Annotated in this window: 9 protein-coding genes; 5 read left to right on the forward strand and 4 right to left on the reverse strand. The window is 59.0% G+C overall.

Features of this window, described 5'->3' with window-relative positions:
* A complete protein-coding gene (locus tag KI613_RS20015) occupies positions 1 to 1095 on the reverse strand; it encodes a hydrogenase small subunit (protein WP_226402807.1) in 1095 nt (364 codons plus the stop codon).
* A 255-nt stretch (positions 1096 to 1350) separates the two neighbouring features.
* Between KI613_RS20015 and KI613_RS20020 the strand changes: the two genes are divergently transcribed.
* Positions 1351 to 6372 (forward strand): EAL domain-containing protein, encoded by a 5022-nt coding sequence (locus KI613_RS20020; RefSeq protein WP_226402809.1) that lies wholly within the window; start codon positions 1351 to 1353, stop codon positions 6370 to 6372.
* Here the strand turns inward: KI613_RS20020 and KI613_RS20025 are convergent.
* The gene (locus tag KI613_RS20025; RefSeq protein ID WP_226402811.1) at positions 6354 to 7259 is read right to left on the reverse strand and encodes a hydrogen peroxide-inducible genes activator; all 906 of its coding nucleotides are present in this window, start codon (positions 7257 to 7259) and stop codon (positions 6354 to 6356) included. The genes KI613_RS20020 and KI613_RS20025 overlap by 19 nt on opposite strands.
* A 214-nt stretch (positions 7260 to 7473) precedes the next feature.
* Between KI613_RS20025 and KI613_RS20030 the strand changes: the two genes are divergently transcribed.
* Positions 7474 to 8433, forward strand: coding sequence for a cytochrome-c peroxidase (locus tag KI613_RS20030; RefSeq protein ID WP_226405788.1), 960 nt, complete (start codon positions 7474 to 7476; stop codon positions 8431 to 8433).
* 81 nt (positions 8434 to 8514) lie between these two features.
* On the opposite strand, the gene KI613_RS20035 is transcribed toward KI613_RS20030, so the two are convergent.
* Both KI613_RS20035 and KI613_RS20040 read right to left on the reverse strand, forming a co-directional pair.
* On the reverse strand, positions 8515 to 9906 hold the full coding sequence (locus tag KI613_RS20035) for a sensor histidine kinase (protein WP_226402813.1): 1392 nt from the start codon (positions 9904 to 9906) through the stop codon (positions 8515 to 8517).
* Between the two features lie 3 nt (positions 9907 to 9909).
* Complete coding sequence (locus KI613_RS20040) at positions 9910 to 10629, reverse strand: response regulator transcription factor (RefSeq protein WP_226402815.1); 720 nt, start codon at positions 10627 to 10629, stop codon at positions 9910 to 9912.
* 441 nt (positions 10630 to 11070) lie between these two features.
* Here KI613_RS20040 and KI613_RS20045 point away from each other — a divergent pair, with 441 nt between their 5' ends.
* From KI613_RS20045 to KI613_RS20055, 3 genes are read left to right on the forward strand one after another with little or no spacing between them, the layout of a single operon-like run.
* On the forward strand, positions 11071 to 11412 hold the full coding sequence (locus KI613_RS20045) for a c-type cytochrome (RefSeq protein ID WP_226402817.1): 342 nt from the start codon (positions 11071 to 11073) through the stop codon (positions 11410 to 11412).
* A 55-nt stretch (positions 11413 to 11467) separates the two neighbouring features.
* Entirely contained in the window at positions 11468 to 12328 is an 861-nt protein-coding gene (locus tag KI613_RS20050) for a cytochrome c3 family protein (protein WP_226402819.1), read from the forward strand.
* 11 nt (positions 12329 to 12339) lie between these two features.
* Positions 12340 to 14511, forward strand: a complete 2172-nt coding sequence (locus KI613_RS20055) for an MtrB/PioB family outer membrane beta-barrel protein (protein ID WP_226402821.1) — start codon at positions 12340 to 12342, stop codon at positions 14509 to 14511.
* Positions 14512 to 14595 lie beyond the last annotated feature (84 nt).

Below are 14595 nucleotides of genomic sequence, written 5' to 3' on the forward strand. Positions count from 1 at the left end.
TCAGTTTTCCTCTTGTTTTTCCGGTTGACCGTGGGATTGGGGATTGCGCGCCCTGGCTAGTGCCGAGACGGCGGCATGGGCGGCAATCGCAGCGCCAACGGTACCGGCGGCAGCCTTGCCAATAGTGTCGGCATTCGCTTCGACGCCGAAAGCCTTGATGTCGGTTACGCGGTCATAGAAGCTGCCCTTGTCCCAGAAGCCCTCCTCGGAACAGCCGATACAGCCGTGGCCCGATTGCACCGGCCAGCTGACGCCGCCATTCCAGCGCATCGACGAACAGGCGTTGTAGGTCGTCGGGCCCTTGCAGCCCATCTTGTACAGACAATGACCCTTGCGCGAACCTTCGTCGTCCCAGGCTTCGGCGAACTGGCCGGCATCGAAATGGCCGCGGCGATAGCACTTGTCGTGAATACGCTGGCCGTAGAACATCTTCGGACGGCCCTGGCGGTCGAGCTCGGGAATGCGGTCGAAGGTCAGCATGTAGGTGACGACGCCGGTCATCACCTCGGCAATCGGCGGGCAGCCCGGAACATTGATGATCGGCTTGCCGGAAATGACTTTATGCACCGGCGTCGCCCGCGTCGGGTTCGGCTTGGCGGCCTGGACGCAGCCGTAGGAAGCACAGGCGCCCCAGCTGATGATCGCCTTGGCGTCAGCGCAGGTTTCCTTGAGCACTTCGACGAAAGGCCGGCCGCCGTGGATGCAGAACATGCCGTCCTCGTTGAGCGGCGGATTGCCTTCGACGGCAACGATGTAGTTGCCCTTGTATTTCTTCTTGACCTCTTCAATGATCGCCTCGGCCTGGTGGCCGGCCGCCGCCATCAGCGTGTCGTCGTAATCGAGGGAGAGCATCGAGAGCACGACGTCCTTGGTCAGCGGGTGCGCCGAACGGATGAAGGACTCCGAGCAGCAGGTGCATTCCAGACCGTGCAGCCAGATCACCGGCGTGCGGGCCTTGGTTTCCAGCGCATGGGCGATACGCGGCGCAGCGGCGCTGCCCAGCCCGAGCGACGTCGCGGTCAGGCTGCAAAATTTGAGAAAGCTGCGCCGGGTGATGCCCTGGCGGCGAAGCACTTCATAAAAGGTTTCGGTCACTGGTAAGTCCCCCGTTGGTTTTGTTGCCGAGCGGGGAACTACTACGCAAAGCGTATGCCACACACCGACATTCATTGATTTATCGATTGGAATCAAGGCATTTACAAGATCAACCCGACCATGGGGGCAAGCCCCGGCCAGGCGCCAGATGGTCATGATCAATCCACGATGGAAACAAGGCTTCCACACGCGGATCGCCCGGTCGATTGACTCCCATCAAGCAGCAAACAACAGGAATCGTTCTAGAATCCACAGATGAAAAGAAAACGCGCGACCAAAATCGTCGAGCTCATCACCACCCAAAGCGATCGTGTCGAGCCCGGCCTCAGCCTGCGCGAGGTGGCGGCGCGCATGCTGACCGCGAAAATTTCGTCGGTCATCGTCGTCGACCAGGGAAAGACGCTCGGCATCATTACCGAGCGCGACATCGTGCGCGTCATGCGCCAGCATCACTCGCCGGATCAAACGGCCGGCGAGACCATGACCAGCCCGGTCCATAGCGTGCCGGCCGACATGCTGTTCCAGCAGGCCTATCGCGAAGCTGCCAGTCTTGGCATCCGCCACGTCATCGTCACCGACGAAGCCGGTTTGCCACTCGGCGTCGTCAGCGAATCGGATTTCCGCAAGCATCTCGGTCCCGACTTCTTCCTCCAGCTCAACAGTGCCGACACGCTGATGGAACGCACTTTCCCCCGACTGCCGGCCGACGCCCATCTCGAAGATGCGCTGACCGCCATGGCGGCAGTCAGTGTCAGCTGCATCTTCGTCGTCGATGGCCGGCGGCCGCTGGGCATCGTCACCGAACACGACATTGTTCGCTTCTTTCTCGACGACCAGCCCAATCCGACTCTGGGCGCCATCATGACCCAGCCCGCCATCTGCATCCGGGCCGACCGCCCCCTGGCCGATGCTGCCCAGCAGATGCTCGATCGCGACATTCGCCACCTCGCCGTCGTCGACGACAAAGGCCTGCTCGTCGGCCTGCTCTCCGAACATACGCTGATGAGCCCGCTCAGCCTCGGCCAGGTGGACTGCGCACTGGGCGAGCAACAATCGATACTGCGTTGCCGCGAGCAGATTCTTGAAGAAACCGCCCGCAACGAACGCTACCAGCGCGCCCTGCTCGACAACTTTCCCTACCTCGTCTGGCTCAAGGACACGGAATCACGCTTCCTGACCACCAACCGTACATTTGCCGATGCGGTCTGCCTGCCGAACACCGGGGCCATCGTCGGCAAGAGTGATCTGGATTTCTGGCCGCCCGCGATGGCGGAGCATTTCCGGGCCGATGACGCCGAAGTCATGGCCACCCGGAAGAACAAGGTCGTCGTCGAACAGATCGTTATCGGCCACCAGAGCATCTGGCACGAAACCTACAAGGCACCGGTCATCGGCGACGACGGCAGCCTGCTCGGCACGGTCGGCTTTGCCCGCGACATTTCCGAGCGGCGGCGCGCCGAAGAGGCAATGCGCCTGCGCAACGCCGCGCTGGCGGGGATAATCGGCGGCGAAACGTTGCCCGGCGCCCTCGAATTGCTCGTCATGTCGGTCGAAGCCGAGATGCCGGAGTGGCGATGCTCGATCATGCTCAGCGACGACTCCGGACAGCACCTTCGCGTCGGCGCCGCCCCCAGCCTGCCGGCAGCCTTTTACGCCGCGATCGACGGCACGCCCATCGCGGCAGGCGGCAGCGCCTGCGGCACGGCAGCGGCGCTCAGACAACGCGTCATTGTCGAAAACGTGTTCACTGATCCGCAGTGTGCCGCCTACCGTGAGATTGCCCGGGAAAGCGAAATCGCCGCCTGCTGGTCAGATCCGATCATCGGTCCGGACGGCCTGTTGCTCGGCACCTTCGCCGCCTATCACCGCTTGCCCAGCCAGCCGCGCGAAGAAGACCTGGGCTGCCTGATGCAGGCCTGCCAACTGGCCGCCCTGCTCATTGCCCACCAGCACCGCTCACATGACCTGGACAAAAGCCTGGAAACCTTCCGCGGCATTTTCAACAGTGTCAGCGAAGCTCTGTTCATCCAGTCCGCCGATGGCACCTTCCTAGACGTGAACGCTGGCGCCGAGCAGATATCCGGAGTGCCGCGCGAACAGTTGATCGGCCTGAACCACGCGACGTTCGCCCAGCCGGGGCTGACCGATGTACCAACCGTGAATCTGCACATCGCTGCGGCGCTGGCTGGCACACCGCAAACCTTCGAAATTCTCGCCCGCAACAGCGAAGGCCGTATCTTCCCGGTCGAAATCCGGCTTCACCGTTCAAGATACTTCGGCCGTCCGGCAGTCATCGCCTCAGCCATCGATATTTCCGAGCGCAAGAACACCGAGTTGCGCCTTGAAATCGAGCACGACATTGCCCAGGCGCTGGCCGCCGGCCTGCAGCGCGATGCGGTGCTGCAAGCGCTGCTCAAGGCCGCCCTGCGCTTTCCGGATATCGATGCCGGCTGCCTGCACTGGCGACAGGCCGATGGCAGTTACCTGCTCCTGACCCACGTCGGGGTTTCCACCGATTTCGCCGAAAACATCGCCCGCCTCGATGCCGATAGCCCGTTCGCCCGCTTCGCACTGAACGGCGGAACAATTTGCAACTGCCAGGAACCCAGTGAGCACTGTGCCGACACCAGCGTCCTGGACAATGAAGCGGTCCGGAGAGAAGGCCTGGGCTGCCTGACCACTTTGCCGATCATGCTGGCCGGCCAGCCAGCAGCCTGTATCACACTGGGCAGTCACCAGGCCACCGGCATCCTGGCGTCGACGCTGCGTTCGCTCGACATGCTGGGCAGTCACTTCAGCCAGACCCTGCTCCAACTCGATGCCCAGGAACAAGCCCGGAGCCTGCAACAGAACCTGAGCGGCCTGTTCGACTCGCTCAAGGATTTCATTTTCATCCTCGACGAGGATGGGTGCATCCTGCATTACAACCGGGCTGTTGCCGACGACCTCGGCTATGGACCCGACGCCCTTATCGGCCGGCCGATTGCTACGGTACACCCGGAAAACCTGCAAAAAATGGCCAACGAGCTGATGATCGATGTCGTTGCCGGTCGCCGTTTCAGTTGCCCGCTGCCCATCCTGCACGCCAATGGCGAACAGAGCATGATCGAGACGCGGATCACTCATGGTTACTGGAATGGTCGCCCCGCCCTGATCAGCACATCGCAGGACATCACCGAGCGCCTGATCGCCGAGGAGCGTCAGCAACTTGCTGCCAGCGTTTTCGATAATGCGCACGAAGGCATCATGATCACCGACCCCAAAGGGCGCATCGTCGAAGTCAATTCAACCTTCAGCGAACTGACCGGTTATCCCCGCGACGAAGCCATCGGCAAGACCGCCGACCTGCTTAAGTCAGGCCACCACGACCCGGCGTTCTATCATGAAATGTGGCAAAAAATCGGCGAGGAAGGCTATTGGCGCGGTGAGATATGGAACCGCAAGAAGTCCGGTGAAATATTCGTCGAGTTGCTCACCATCTCGACCGTCCGCAACCGGAATGGCGAAATAGCCAACTTTGTCGCCATTTTCTCGGACATAACGGTCATCAAGCAGCACCAGCAGCGCCTCGAGCATCTCGCCCATTACGATGCCCTGACCCAGCTCCCCAACCGCATGCTGCTCAGCGACCGCCTCCAACTGGCCATGGCGCAAACCGAACGTAGCGGGAAGATGCTGGCCATCTGCTATCTCGATCTCGACAATTTCAAACCGATCAACGACCGCTTCGGCCACTCGGCCGGCGATTTCCTGCTCATCGAAGTCGCCCAGCGCCTGAAGACCTGCGTGCGCGCCGGCGACACGGTGTCACGACTGGGTGGCGATGAGTTCGTCCTGCTTGTTTCCAATCTTGACGACCTGCACGAGTGCGATCACGCCGTTGGCCGCATCATTGGCGCGCTGACCCAGCCCTTCCGCGTCTCCGAACACAGCATCACGATTTCGGCGAGCATCGGCGTCACCCTCTACCCGCACGACGGCTCCGACGCCGACACGCTGCTCCGCCATGCCGACCAGGCGATGTATGCGGCCAAGCAGGGCGGCCGCAATCGCCATCACCTGTTCGACCCGGAAAACGACCGCCGCACGCGCATTCGCCGCGAGGAAATCGTGCGTATTCGAGAAGGCCTGGCCAAGGGTGAATTCCAGCTGTACTTCCAGCCCAAGGTCAATATGCGCAAAGGCAGCGTAACCGGGGCGGAAGCACTGATCCGCTGGCAGCACCCGGAGGACGGCCTGCTGCTGCCCGGGCGTTTCCTGCCCATCATCGAAGACAGCGAACTGGATATCGAAGTCGGCGACTGGGTAATCCAGGAAGCCCTCAGGCAGATGGACGCGTGGCATGAACAGGGCCTCGACCTGCCGGTCAGCATCAACATTTCCGGCAAGCACCTGCAGCACGAAGGCTTTTCCCGACGCCTGGCCGAACTGCTCGCCGCCCACCCGAATCTTGCCCCCGGCCAGATCGAACTGGAAGTCCTCGAAACCGCCGCCCTTGAGGACATGGCCAACGTCGCCGAACTGTTCGGCGAATGCCGGCGCCTGGGCGTCACCTTCGCCCTCGACGATTTTGGCACCGGCTATTCGTCGCTGACCTACTTCCGCCAGCTGCCGGCCGATGTACTCAAGATCGACCAGTCATTCATCCGCAACATGCTCGACGATGCCGACGACCTGGCTATCGTCGAAGGCGTCATCGGACTGACCCAGGCCTTCCGCCGTCAGGTCATTGCCGAAGGCGTCGAAACGGTCGAGCATGGCCTGGTCCTGCTCCTCCTTGGCTGCGACATGGCGCAGGGTTTCGGCATCGCCCATCCAATGCCGGCAGCGCTGGTGCCCGACTGGATTCGACAATTCAAGCCGGATGAACTGTGGGGGCTGGCCACTGCCTTCAAGTGGTCGCGCGAGGATTTGCCCATGCTCATCGCCGACGTCGACCACAACCGCTGGAAAAAATCCCTGTATAGCTACCTTGATGACACTACCGGCGCCCTGCATCCCCCGGAACTCGGCCATCATCAGTGCCGATTCGGTCGCTGGTACGACAGCCAGGAAGGGCGGCGCTATGCCAGCGTCGAAGCGTTCCAGGCGCTCGAAGGCCTGCACCGGCATCTGCATGATCTCGGCAGCCAACTGCTGCGCTGCCACGCTGCCGGGGAAATCAGCGCCATTGAGGCGCTGAAACGGGAATTCGAGGAGCAGGGCATCAGGCTGACTGATTGCATCCAACACATTCAGGCCGAAGTGCTCATGAACACTCAGACCAGCAAGCGATAAGCCGGCGAGCGCAGCCCGCGTACCGCATCGAGCAGCGCCTCAATGGCCTTCGGCCGCACGAAACCCGGCCGCCAAGCCAGCGCCACCCGACGGGCCGGGGCGGGCTCCTTGAAGGGAATGACGCTGATCATGTCGTTGCTGTAAGGATGACCCAGCGCGCTGTCCGGCAACACGGAAACCCCCAGGCCGGAGGCCACCATGCAGCGGATGGTGCCGATCGAATGGCCGAGCCGGACGTCGGTTTCCGGACTGCTGACCTGCGGACAGGCACCCAGCACCTGATCCCGGAAACAGTTGCCGGCTTTCAGCAAGAGCACTTCGTCACCGGCCACATCCTCCGGCGCAATCCATTCCCGGCTTTCCCACGAATGACCGCGTGGCACTACCACCTTGAAGGATTCGTCGTAGATCGCCCGGGTCAGTACGCCCGGCACATCGAAGGGCAGCGCGATGATGACGACGTCGACCTCGTTGTCGTGCAGCATGTCGGCCAGGGTAGCCGTCATGTTTTCCTCGATGGCGAGCGGCATGGCCGGCGCGACCACCTTCAGGGAATGAATGAGTTGTGGCAGCAAATAGGGGCCGATGGTGTGAATGACGCCAAGCCGCAATGGCCCCTCCAGCTGGTCTCGGCCAAGCATGGCCACCTGCCGGACTTTTTCAGCCTCGCCAAGCGCCAGCTTCGCCTGCTCGACCACTTTTGTGCCTACAGCACTCGGACTAACAAAACCCTTGCCGCGCTCAAACAACTGCACGCCAAACTCGTCCTCCAGGCGGGCGATCGCCACACTCAGTGTTGGCTGACTGACCGAACAGTGCTCGGCCGCCCGACTGAAATTACCTTCTTGAGCCAACGCGACGATATAGCGCAACTCGGTTAAGGTCATTGCTGCTCTCCATTTTTTATACGGGGGTTCATACCCACTCTACCTATAGGGACTAACTATAGCCACTATAATCAAAACCCATAAAAATCATTGACTTGGATCAATACTAGCACAAGCCTCAAGGGGAGAATTCGTCATCGATATTTTTCACCGAGGGAGATAAACGATGAAATGCACTACGTTGTCATTTGCCGTTGCACTACTTTCCGGATCCATGATCAGCCAGTCTGTCATTGCTGCCAGCAATGAACCGATCCAGCCGATCGCGCCGGCCAAGGTCACCAACCCCGCCCTCGTCGAACTGGGCAAAAAACTCTATTTCGATCCACGCCTCTCCAAATCCGGCTTCATCTCCTGCAATTCCTGCCACAACCTGTCGATGGGCGGCACCGACAACATCAAAACCTCGATTGGCCACAACTGGCAGGAAGGCCCGATCAATGCGCCGACCGTACTGAATTCCAGCCTCAACGTCGCCCAGTTCTGGGATGGCCGCGCCGCCGACCTCAAGGCCCAGGCCGGTGGCCCGATCGCCAATCCGGGTGAAATGGGCTTCAGCCACACGCTGGCCGTCAGCATGCTGCAAACCATCCCCGGCTACGTGGCCGAATTCAAGAAAGCCTTCGGTTCCGAGCAGGTCGACATCGAAAAGGTCACCAAGGCCATCGCCGCCTTTGAGGAAACCCTGGTCACCCCGAATTCACGCTTCGACAAATATCTGAAGGGCAACAAGAAAGCCATCACCAAGGACGAGTTGGCTGGCTACCAGCTATTCAAGGACACCGGCTGCGTCGCCTGCCACAATGGCCCGGCGGTCGGTGGCAACTCATTCCAGAAGATGGGTCAGGTCGAGGCCTACAAGGCTTCCAGCCCGGCCGAAGGCCGTTCTGCCGTGACCGGCAAGGATGCCGACCGCTTCAGCTTCAAGGTGCCGACCCTGCGCAACGTCGAAATGACCTATCCGTACTTCCACGATGGCGCTGCCAACACCTTGCCGGAAGCGGTCGACACCATGGCCCGCATCCAGCTCGGCAAGAAGTTTACGGCCGACGAAAACGCCAAGGTCGTCGCCTTCCTGAAGACCCTAACCGGTGACCAGCCGACCTTCAAGATGCCTATCCTGCCGCCGTCATCCGACGCGACGCCGCGTCCGATGCCGTTCGAAAAGAAATAAGCACCTCAGCAGAGAACGATCGGGGACTATCGTCCCCGGTCGGTACTTTCATAGCAACCCCGCCAGAACCTGCTTTTAACGCTATTCATCAAGCGTCGTTACCGGCAACGTCAAGCTCACGCACAGGCCGCCACCCACAGCATTGCTTGCACTGACCTGCCCCCCATGCGCCTCCACGGCATGACGAGCGATCGACAAACCAAGGCCGTAACCCAGTGCTTTTTCCCCGCCACGCCCCCTGAAGAAAGGCTCGAACAGGGCATCAAGCTCATCAGACGGCACCCCGGCCCCGCCGTCACAGACCATCACGGTGGCAAGACCGGGCGACGAACTGCTGAGTCCGACTCCGACCGCAGCACCTTCCGGTGTATGAACAATAGCGTTACGGATGACGTTCTCAATGGCACTCCTCACCAATTCGCTGCGGCCAGCAATCAGAATGTCACCATGGGCCTGCAACTCGATCTGGCGGCCGCTATTGGCGGTTTCGAAACGTGCATCCTCAACGATATCTACTAATAGCTCGACGAGATTGAAGCACTCGTCCCCAGGAAGTTCAGGCGTCGCTCTTAGCCGCGAAAGCGTCAGCGTTTCACCCAAAACCTTGTCCAGTCGCTCTATTTCGTAGGCAATCCGCTCCAGCATTTCGTTGGTTTTGGTCGGGGTCTGCCGGGTCAGCTCCAATGCGATCTGCATGCGTGCCAACGGTGAGCGCAATTCGTGCGACACATCATGGAGCAGACGCGATTGCGCCTCGATGGTACTTTGCACTCGACCCGCCATGTCATCGAAGTCACGCCCCAGATCAGCGATTTCATCACGACGATCACCAATCAACTGGCCGACGCGGGTATCCAGGTCGCCAGCGGCAAAGCGGCGATTGGCCTCATGCAGATGGCGAATCGGACGGTACAGATACCAAGTCAGCCCGACCGCGAACAGGAGACTGACCAGTAGCATGGCAAACATCTCTGCACGCGTTGACTCCGCATAACGATAGACGTGCAGGTGGGGAGCCGAGGCCGGCAACATCAGCAATGGCACAAACAGCACATGAGGCTCGCCACTCCGGGTCACTACCCTCTGTACGTACCGCTCGTCCGTACTCGTCTCAAGCAGCGCCAAAGCTTGGGCTAGCGCCGGAGTAGGTACCGTCCGGGCAAGAATATCTTCACCCCGGGCGTTTACCACCAGCACGGGCAATTCGCGCTTTCCCGTCCACTCAACCAGTAACTGCCTGGCGCCTTCAATATCGGCATGACGCAGGGTTGTCGCCACCAGAGTCGTAGCCAGTTCGGCTCGATAGCCTATCGACAGATCAGGTGCGCGTCGGAGCTCGGCTTGAAACATCGCATCGACGACAAAATCGACGCAAAAAGCAATCGCCCCAATGGCCAGCCACAGCGATCCAAATATCTTCCAGAAAAGCCGACTCGGCACCGGCAGACCCAGCAAGGCCGATAACGATTTCACCACTTAGTCCCTGAGCAACTGATAGCCAATCCCATGAATAGTTTGGATAGGCACCCGGCCATCATCGAACTTGCCCAGCTTTCGTCTCAGATTGCTGACATGCATGTCGAGGCTCCGGTCATAGCGGGCGGGAACTCGCCCCAATACGCGACTGGCAAGCTCAGCCTTGGGAACAATCTGCCCCGCGTTCTCGTAGAGAAACTCAAGTACGTTGAATTCGGTGCTGGTCAGTTGCAACAACTCGCCCCGCCACTTTGCAATGCGTTTTGTCGATGACAGCGAAAGCATTTCATTAGCCGGCGCCTCGGCCGATCTACCTTGATGTGCGTGACCTGATCGGCGCAGGAGCGCCCGCAGACGCGCCGCCAACTCGCGGGGATTACACGGTTTGGGGAGATAGTCATCAGCCCCCAATTCAAGGCCGATAATGCGATCCATATCATCGCCTTTCGCCGTCAGCATCAGCACCGGCAAATCACCATGCCGACGAATTTGGCGCAGCACTTCGATACCGCTCATGCCCGGCATCATGACGTCAAGCAGCACCAGATCAAAACCACCGCTGACCGCTTCACGGCAACCGGTCTCGCCATCGTGCACCGCACAGACCGTCATGCCCTCGCCTCCCAGAAACTCGGTCAGCATGACGCAGAAGGCCTGGTCATCATCTACCAGCAGGATTTGCGGCAACCGTGTTTCCACCACCACTCCTCGAATGCTCATGGGTGAAGCTTACTTTATACAGCGCCGCACTGACGGGTCATTTGCGGCCACGCCGAAGCAGAATTTTCGATAATTTACATTCATTGACATAGGTAAATACCGCAGTTTTTTAGTCGGAATTCATGCGCGGTATTTCACTCTCCCAATGAAGCCCCGAAGCGCTTGCCGTTTTTCAGCGTTTTTTTCATTCTAAACATACCGTTAGCAAACCGCTTCGGACGTTTACCCGGAACAATCTCTCCGCGGCAGATGACAGGCGAGCACTGGACGCATTTTGGGCCATTCACATCCTTCTAAGGATTGTGCTTGGGTGAAGTAAAGAATTGTCAGCTTAACGGTACGCGTGCCCGGTGACCACGTTGACCTCGTTGCTAGCGAAGCAGAACCTTCCTCCCCAAGGCTTGACCTGCGAATTTTCGTCCACGCTTTTGGAGCAAACACATGAACAAGAAAGCCACACTCCTCCTGACTGCATCCGTGGCCCTTGCCCTCGCCACCAGCGGCAATCTTTACGCTGCGGTGGACAACGCCGATGCTGAAAAATTGCTCAAGGACAGCAAGTGCCTGAAATGCCATGACGTCGAAAAGACCAAGAAGGGCAAGCCGTACAAGAAGATCGCCGCCGAATACAAAGGCAAGGCCAGCGCCAAGGCCGAACTGATCAAGCATGTCACCGAACCGAATCAGGTCGAGGTCGAAGGGGAAAAAGTCGATCACGGCACCGTCAAGACACGAGACGCCGAACGCATCAACAATCTGATCGACTGGATATTGGCACGCTGAAGTTTGGCAAGTCCGGGGTTAAAAAACAAGGCAAGAAAGCACGAGGGGTGTGGTCATGAAACGTTTTATTGGAATTGCAGCGGTATTACTGGGGACATTGCTGTCCGCCCCCTCCATCGCGGCACCTGCCGCAAAATCTGCTCCGGTCGGTGCGGAGTGCATCAGTTGCCACGAAGCTGAAACCAAGGCTCACGCCTATCACGGCGACTGCGTCAGCTGCCATACGAGCGCGGTCGATCACGCCAAGGTCGAAGAAACGCGCGAAAACGCAACAGCCAAGACCGCCAAGCCCAAGAGTGTTTTGGCCGGCCTGCCGGAATCGAAGCAATGTCTGACCTGTCACGAGACCGATAAAAAACGCACTCACTTCGCCTTTGCCGAGCACAACAAGGCCGGCGTTCAATGTAACGACTGCCACGGCAACCACACCGACAAGGTGAAAAAGCTGAATGCCTCTCAGCTCAAAGGCGGCAAAACTACGGCTCTGTGTGCAACATGCCACCAGGACGTACTGGCCAAGTTCAACATGCCTTCGCATCACCCCGCCAATGAAGGCGGCGCCACCTGCACCGGCTGCCATGACCCGCATGCATCCAAGCAAGCCACGCTGGGTGCGGTGACCGAGCATTGCACATCCTGCCATCAGGCTGTTCGTGGCCCCCACGTCTTCGAACATGCCCCGGTCGTCGAAGGTTGCACGACCTGCCACGACCCCCACGGCGCGCCAAATCGCAAGCTGCAAACCATCGCCCAGCCGATGCAGTGCCTGCAATGTCACTCAATTGCCGGCAACCGGCATGGCCTGGGCGGCACCTCCAGCAATGTCGCGCCGATCTCCGGTTCAGTACTGCGCGATTGTGTCAGTTGCCACAGTGCCATTCATGGCAGCTCAACTGACCAGCATCTGAGATTCTGAGGGGATACATCATGCATGCGAAAACACAGAAAACAATCCTGGCCCTCGCCATTGCCAGCCTGTTTGCCTCGCCCTTGTACGCTGCCGAAGCGGTAGCGGAAGGAATAGTCGTCACCGGAGAAGTTACCGCCAAGCTTTTTGCCTTCGATTACTTCAAGGGTGCCGACGCAAGCCGTACTCAATTCCTGGAGCGCTATAACTACCAGAAAGGCATCGGCGAGGACAATCGCTCTGGCGCCTATCTCGATCTGGATCTCGATATCGTCGCCAACAATGGCCAGCGCAATGTCTTCGTTCTTAAGCGCGACAGCTTCGGCGAGTACAACCAGCGCAATATCTTCAAAGCAAACACCGACCTGTTCGGGCTTGCCGGCTACTACACCAACTTCCGCTCCTCATCTGCCGGACTGGGTTTTCTTTACAGCCCGGGACAAATTCCGAGCGGTGGTGTGGATACGGCTTATGGAGCAGCATCTCAGACTGGCTTTGTCAGGCAATTCAACAACGACTCGCCTGGGCAAAGTATTTTCAAGGTTGACCGTCAGACTTACGGTATTGGTGTCGATCTGAAACCTGAACTGCTTGGCAACAAGATCAGCGCTTCGCTGGAATACGACGGCTACGCCCGGGACGGCAATCGTTTTGCCACTTACGTGCTGGGTAACGGTGACCTCACAGGCGGCAACGCCAATAAGCGGCCGCTCCGCTGGCGCGGCTTTGATGCCCCGATCGATGAAAAAATGAACCGCTATACCTTCAGCCTGAATGGCTCGCCGGGCGGATTCAATCTGGGCTACGAAGGTCGCCTCGAAAAGTTCGAAAGTAGCCGAAACTTCACGATTGGCGATTTCGGTGCTCAGATTACCGCTCAAGATGCAACTGTCGCGCCAACCAATGCTGCCGTCGCACGCCGTCCTATACAGTACGCTCCGGACAGCACTCTCATTTCGAACAATTTCCGCTTAGCCAAGAACTTCGGGGCTACATCTGTCGCTGCCGGCTATGGCCTATCTGTACTTGATCAGGATTCCTTCTCGCAACAACAGCAGTTTGTCGGCTATAGCACCGGAAAAATCACCACCAACAGTGCCTATGCCAGCGTCAGCAGCAACATCATCAGTGGTGTTGGTCTCGATGGCTTTATCCGCTACAACCATCGCAAAAACAACTCGGATTTTCCGGTTGCCGCGCTGATCACGCCGACGGCTACTGAAGGCCTTGATGTCCGGATCAACCAGATTGAAGCCTTGAGCTATGGCATCTCTGCCACCATGCGACCCGGCTTCCTGAAATCGACAGCAACTCTTGGCTGGAAACATGAAGACAAGGATCGCGACCTGACCTGGAGTCAATGGGGTGGTGGTGTAGTCTCGATCAACCAAGCGCAGACCCTCTACCGTAACAATACCCGCGTCGACGAGCTTTTCCTGAAGTGGGTCGCCCGACCGATGCAGGGACTCATCCTGCGCGTCACGCCTTCCTACGCCCTGGCCAACAGCACCGGTTTGGTAACTGAACCTGAAAGGGCTCTCAATCTGAAAACCCAGCTGAGCTATACGACTACCAAGGGTATTCAGACTAGCGGTTACTACAACTACAAGCGCGCAGAAAACGGCAACAACGCATTTACCAGCAGCGCCGCAGGTGGTGCCCTGGGCGCGTCGGTTCAACAGGAAACCGAGAAAACCCTCCAATCGGCAGGCGTTTCGGTGAACGTGCCAATCAGCGAATGGATCAATACGTACGCCAGTTTTTCGTGGCTTCAGGATAATTTTTCCAGCTACCTGATGCGTAATGACGCTCGCCGCTATGACGCGCCAACGGCAGCCATCAATTTCCTGGCAGTCGACCGGCCAAACTACAAGATCGACAGCTACGTTGCCTCACTGGGCGGCGACTGGCAGGTCAGCGATCCGCTCCGCTTGAATGCCGGTTATACCTGGACCCAATCGAAGGGCGATACGGCTTCCGGTTATGTCGGTACGCAATTGGCTGCCGGCAACAGCATTGACGGCGTGATCAACAACAACGTTCATACGCTAACCCTTGGCGTCGACTACGAGTTGAAAAAGCGAATGAAGCTACGCGGCACGTATGTCTATGACTACTACACCGACAACGCCTACACAGCCCTGACCGGGGCCTATCAAGGCCTTATGGTCGGAGTTTCGCTGGGCTTTTGATGCGCCGACCGCCTCGTTCGCGAGGCGGTCTTCGATGACTGACAGTTTCCATCAAGGCACGAGCGCATTCCTCGTGCCTTTTTC

The sequence above is a fragment of the Ferribacterium limneticum genome, from assembly GCF_020510585.1.
GTDB lineage: Bacteria > Pseudomonadota > Gammaproteobacteria > Burkholderiales > Rhodocyclaceae > Azonexus.

Coding starts and splice junctions, on each gene's coding strand:
- KI613_RS20025 (WP_226402811.1), bottom strand. CDS start 7,259: ATGACCTTAACCGAGTTGCGCTATATCGTCGCGTTGGCTCAAGAAGGT.
- KI613_RS20040 (WP_226402815.1), bottom strand. CDS start 10,629: ATGAGCATTCGAGGAGTGGTGGTGGAAACACGGTTGCCGCAAATCCTG.
- KI613_RS20055 (WP_226402821.1), top strand. CDS start 12,340: ATGCATGCGAAAACACAGAAAACAATCCTGGCCCTCGCCATTGCCAGC.
- KI613_RS20020 (WP_226402809.1), top strand. CDS start 1,351: ATGAAAAGAAAACGCGCGACCAAAATCGTCGAGCTCATCACCACCCAA.
- KI613_RS20050 (WP_226402819.1), top strand. CDS start 11,468: ATGAAACGTTTTATTGGAATTGCAGCGGTATTACTGGGGACATTGCTG.
- KI613_RS20030 (WP_226405788.1), top strand. CDS start 7,474: ATGATCAGCCAGTCTGTCATTGCTGCCAGCAATGAACCGATCCAGCCG.
- KI613_RS20045 (WP_226402817.1), top strand. CDS start 11,071: ATGAACAAGAAAGCCACACTCCTCCTGACTGCATCCGTGGCCCTTGCC.